The sequence below is a fragment of the Kluyvera sp. Awk 3 genome, assembly GCF_028069715.1.
GTDB lineage: Bacteria > Pseudomonadota > Gammaproteobacteria > Enterobacterales > Enterobacteriaceae > Kluyvera > Kluyvera georgiana_A.
Window position 1 is genome coordinate 1 of record NZ_JANEWH010000209.1, and the last position, 5,219, is coordinate 5,219.

Sequence of the window (5,219 nt, forward strand, 5' to 3'; positions counted from 1 at the left end):
ATGCTGAATAAGGGGAGAATACGCGGAAGGAATAAAATAAACCCGCGTCAGCGTTATTAATAAAATAACAACTAACGCGGGGCAAAAAACGTAGGTACGAGCCTTTACGACCGTTCTGTTACTTGGTCAGCGCGACGATACCCAGCGTCAGCCCTGCCAGAGCCGCTGCACCACCGGCGATGGCTCCTGCGGTTTCCCAGTTGTCTTGCGTTGTCCCTTTCATACAGGTGTTGGTGTGAACCAGACGGCCCTGGTCATCATAGACCGGAACGCAAGGTGAATCATGTGCACAGCCCGCAAGCAGAGTTGCCAGCAACGTCACCAGAATAAATTTTTTCATGATATAGCCTCTAAAGAGTCCGTTTCATTACGCCATCATGGACGTATTACGGAATGGCTTATTTTATCACCTGCATAGCCATGGTCTGATAGGGGAAATAATCTCAATTTATGAGTTACGTAAATATCGTGGAGAAGAAGTGATAAATGGGTGGGATTGTGTAGAAATGATGCAGATGAAAATAATGAAATAGTCCGATAGTCAGAGTAATAAGCGAAATCAGCGATAACGTATTGAGCCTCCTGTCTTTATCTGGCGCTAAAAAAGGCGTCCGAAGACGCCTTTCACAGGATAGTTGCTGAGGTTAGTCCGTATGTTTGGTAAAGCGACGTCTGACGACCACGAAGAATACCGGTACGAAGAAAATGGCCAGCAGCGTTGCTGTTAACATTCCCCCCATAACCCCGGTACCTACCGCATTCTGCGCGCCGCTACCGGCACCATGGCTGATGACCAGCGGCATAACGCCAAGAATGAAGGCCAGCGAAGTCATTAAGATTGGACGTAGACGCATGCGTGATGCCTCAAGCGTTGCCTCAATGATCCCCTTGCCCTCTTTTTCCATAAGATCCTTGGCAAACTCAACGATCAAAATCGCGTTCTTCGCTGATAAACCGATCGTGGTTAACAGCCCTACCTGGAAGTAAACGTCGTTATTCAAACCACGTAGCGATGCTGCCAGCAGCGCACCGACAACCCCCAAAGGCACGACCAGCATAACGGAGAATGGGATAGACCAGCTCTCATAGAGTGCCGCCAGACACAGGAAGACGACGATCAGCGAGATCGCATATAGCGCAGGTGCCTGGTTGCCGGATAAACGTTCCTGATAGGACATACCCGTCCAGTCAAAGCCAATACCAGACGGCAGCTTGCTGGCCATTTGTTCCATCAACGTCATGGCCTCACCGGTACTTTTACCCGGTGCGGCTTCACCCAAAATCTCCATGGAAGGCAAACCATTATAACGTTCCAGACGCGGTGAACCGTAAACCCAATGTGAAGTGACGAAGGCAGAGAACGGCACCATCTCGCCGTTAGCGCTTCGCACGTACATATTGTTGACATCACCTGGCAGCATACGGAATTTAGCATCCGCCTGAACATATACCTTCTTCACGCGGCCATGATCGATAAAGTCGTTAACGTAGTAACCCCCCAGCGCCGCTGAAATGGTTTCATTGATATCCGACAGAGAGATGCCCAGTGCCTGCGCTTTTTCCTGGTCGACATCCAGCTTGAACTGCGCGGTGTCTTCCAGTCCGTTTGGACGTACGCGAACCAACTGGTCTGGATGCTGCTGCACCATGCCCAGTAGCTGATTACGTGCCTGAGTCAGCGCGGTATGGCCAAGGTTACCCTGATCAATCAACTCGAAGTCAAAGCCGGTAGCCGTACCGAGTTCGATAATGGCTGGCATATTGAACGGGAAGACCATGGCGTCTTTAATCTGGCTGAAGGCCATGGTCGCACGTTTGATGATGGACTCTGCGCTGTTCTTATCACCGCTACGTTCATCCCACGGCTTGAGACTAACGAATGCCATACCGGAGTTTTGCCCCTGACCGCTGAAGCTGAAACCGTTAACGGTAAAGACGCTTGCCACGTTGGCCTTCTCGTTATTCAGATAGTAGTGGGTAACGGTATCCAGTACCTTCTGCGTGCGTTCCTGCGTAGCGCCAGCCGGGAGCTGAACCATGGTCATGAATACACCCTGATCTTCATCCGGCAGGAAGGACGTAGGGAGACGGACAAACAGCACCGCCATCCCAACGACAATAAGAACATAGATAACCAGATAACGACCGGTGCAGCGCAGAATGCCGCTCACGCTGTTGGTATAGTGGTTAACGCTCTGATCAAACTTATTGTTGAACCAGCCGAAGAACCCTTTCTTCTCATGGTGATCGGCTGACCCTGGTTTCAACAGCGTGGCGCACAGCGCGGGGGTCAGAATCAAGGCAACCAGAACCGACAGTGCCATGGCCGAAACGATGGTAATTGAGAACTGGCGGTAGATAGCGCCGGTAGAGCCGCCAAAGAAGGCCATCGGCACGAACACCGCCGATAGCACCATGGCGATACCGACCAGCGCGCCCTGGATCTGCGACATGGATTTCTCTGTCGCTTCAACTGGCGAAAGCTGTTCTTCGACCATCACACGCTCAACGTTTTCAACCACTACGATGGCATCATCGACCAATAGGCCTATCGCGAGCACCATCCCGAACATCGTCAGGGTGTTTATCGAGTAGCCAAACATCTCCAGTACGGCAAAGGTCCCCAGCAATACCACCGGCACGGCGATTGTGGGAATGAGCGTAGCGCGGATGTTCTGTAAGAACAGATACATAACGAGGAAGACGAGGATAATCGCTTCAAACAGCGTTTTGACCACTTCGTGAATCGAGATGGTGACGAATGGCGTGGTGTCGTACGGATAGACCACTTTCATTCCCTGCGGGAAGAAAGGCTGTAGCTCTGCCAGCTTGGCCTTAATTGCGTTCGCCGTATCCAGAGCATTCGCGCCCGTGGCAAGCTTAATCCCCAGCCCTGAAGCCGGTTTACCGTTAATACGGGCAACGACGTTGTAGTTTTCGCCACCTAGCTCAATGCGCGCGACATCGCTCAGATGAACGACAGAACCATCGGCGTTAACCCGTAGGGTAACTTTACCGAACTCAACCGGATCTTTCAGACGTGTCTGCGCAATGATAGAAGCGTTAAGCTGCTGACCTTTCACTGAAGGTGTGCCACCCAACTGACCGGCAGCAATCTGGTCGTTCTGTACCTTCAACTGATTGATCACGTCGACCGGCGTCAGGTTGTATTTGTTGAGCTGATTCCCGTCGAGCCAGATACGCATCGCGTATTGCGCGCCAAAAAGCTGGACGTCGCCGACGCCGTTCAGACGGCTGATCGGATCTTTAACGTTAGAGGCGATGTAGTCAGAAATATCGTCCTGCACGGTATTCGGGTTATCGGAGATAAAACCGGCGACTAACAGGAAGCTGCTGCTTGATTTCTCTACGCTGATCCCTTGCTGCTGCACTTCCTGCGGCAGCAGCGGCGTGGCCAGCTGCAGTTTGTTCTGCACCTGAACCTGGGCGATATCCGGATCGGTCCCTGAATTAAAGGTCAGAGTGATAGTCACCGAACCGGCTGAATCGCTGGTAGAGGACATATACATCAGATTATCGATACCGTTCATATTCTGTTCGATAACCTGAGTAACGGTGTCCTGCACGGTCTGGGCGTCAGCACCCGGATAAGTGGCGGAGATCGCCACGGCTGGCGGTGCAATCGTAGGATATTGCGCGATAGGCAACTGCAAAATAGCCAGCCCGCCGGCGATCATCAAAATGATGGCCAGAACCCAGGCAAAAACTGGACGATGGATAAAAAACTTAGACATGGGTTTGGTACCTTATTGCGCAGCCGGAGCCGCGGTATCCTCTTCTGCCTTCACGGTCACGCCAGGGCGTACTTTCTGTAGCCCACTGACGATAACTTTATCGCCAGCCTTCAGGCCGCTGGTGATTAGCCACTGGTCGCCAACTGCCTGCGCGGCCACAACGTTGCGGGTTTCCACCTGATTTTTGTCATTGACCAGCAGCACGGTGGCATCGCCTCGCGGCGTACGGGTGACACCCTGCTGTGGAACCAGCATTGCGCTTGGATTTACTCCTTCATCGATGCGTGCTCGCACAAACATGCCCGGCAGCAGCGTATGCTGCGGGTTAGGGAAGATGGCGCGTAGGGTGATGGAGCCGGTGCTTTCATCGACAGTGACGTCAGAGAATTGCAGAGATCCTTTCAGCGCGTAGGGCTGACCATTCTCCATCACTAACTGGACGCTCTTCGCATCGCTACCCTGTTGCAGGCTCTCCTGCTTCAGACGCATAAAATCGCTGCTGGACTGGGTCACATCGACGTAAATCGGATCGAGCTGCTGCACCGTGGCCATCGCGTTGGACTGCCCGTTGGTCACCAGCGCGCCTTCCGTCACGCTGGACTTGCCAATGCGACCGGTGATAGGAGAGGTCACTTTGGTATAAGCAAGATTGATACGGGCACTTTCGACAGCGGCTTTTGCCGCCATGACGTCGGCATCGGCCTGACGCGCAGTCGCCACCGCCTGGTCATAATCCTGCTGACTGATGTATTTCGTCCCCAACAGCGGGACATAGCGTTTTACCGTCAGATGGGCAATGGCGGCGGCGGCCTCTGCTTTTGACTCGTCGCCTTTGGCGCTGTCATAAGCTGCCTGATAGGTTGCAGGGTCGATTTGGTAAAGCGATTGCCCGGCTTCAACGTCACTACCTTCCACAAAGTTACGCTTCAGGATAATACCGCTGACCTGTGGGCGAACCTCTGCGACACGAAACGCGGAGGTGCGGCCCGGCAATTCAGTGATGATGGAGAGTGGCGCATTGTTCACAACATGAACAGTAACCTGAGGCATGGGGGCATGCGCTTGCTGATCGCCTGAATTATCGCAGCCGCTTAATAATGCCGCAGAGATAATTAAGCTGGATAAGAGTGTAACTCTGGCGTGGCTCGTCATTGCGGTTCCTTATAGATTGATAGCCAGATTTGACTACAAATCTGTGAAAGAAAGGGTGAATAAAAAACAGTTCGTTATCCTACAAATAAACACCGTTGGATGTAAGAGATAGTTATTTTTGATGGAGTGGCAAGGCACGGAAACACAAAAATAGCAGGATTGGAGAATAAGCCAAGGCATAATACGGATGATTATATTCAGATAGGGAATGATAATTTAATAAAGCATGGATTCACTGTATTTATCTATTTTTCGGAGGCTATCAAACTTTTTGGTAAACACAGCGGTTAATCTGAATGGTAGATTGAATAG

3 protein-coding genes are annotated in these 5,219 nt (G+C 51.9%); all 3 read right to left on the reverse strand.

Going from position 1 to position 5,219, the window contains the following annotated elements; translation table 11 throughout:
• Positions 1-118: 118 nt before the first annotated feature.
• Positions 119-340 (reverse strand): lipoprotein, encoded by a 222-nt coding sequence (locus tag NNN71_RS23465; protein ID WP_035891258.1) that lies wholly within the window; start codon positions 338-340, stop codon positions 119-121.
• A gap of 304 nt (positions 341-644) precedes the next feature.
• The gene (locus tag NNN71_RS23470) at positions 645-3,755 is read right to left on the reverse strand and encodes an efflux RND transporter permease subunit (RefSeq protein WP_167574931.1); all 3,111 of its coding nucleotides are present in this window, start codon (positions 3,753-3,755) and stop codon (positions 645-647) included.
• A gap of 12 nt (positions 3,756-3,767) precedes the next feature.
• On the reverse strand, positions 3,768-4,907 hold the full coding sequence (locus NNN71_RS23475) for an efflux RND transporter periplasmic adaptor subunit (RefSeq protein WP_167574932.1): 1,140 nt from the start codon (positions 4,905-4,907) through the stop codon (positions 3,768-3,770).
• Positions 4,908-5,219 lie beyond the last annotated feature (312 nt).

Coding starts and splice junctions, on each gene's coding strand:
- NNN71_RS23465 (WP_035891258.1), bottom strand. CDS start 340: ATGAAAAAATTTATTCTGGTGACGTTGCTGGCAACTCTGCTTGCGGGC.
- NNN71_RS23470 (WP_167574931.1), bottom strand. CDS start 3,755: ATGTCTAAGTTTTTTATCCATCGTCCAGTTTTTGCCTGGGTTCTGGCC.
- NNN71_RS23475 (WP_167574932.1), bottom strand. CDS start 4,907: ATGACGAGCCACGCCAGAGTTACACTCTTATCCAGCTTAATTATCTCT.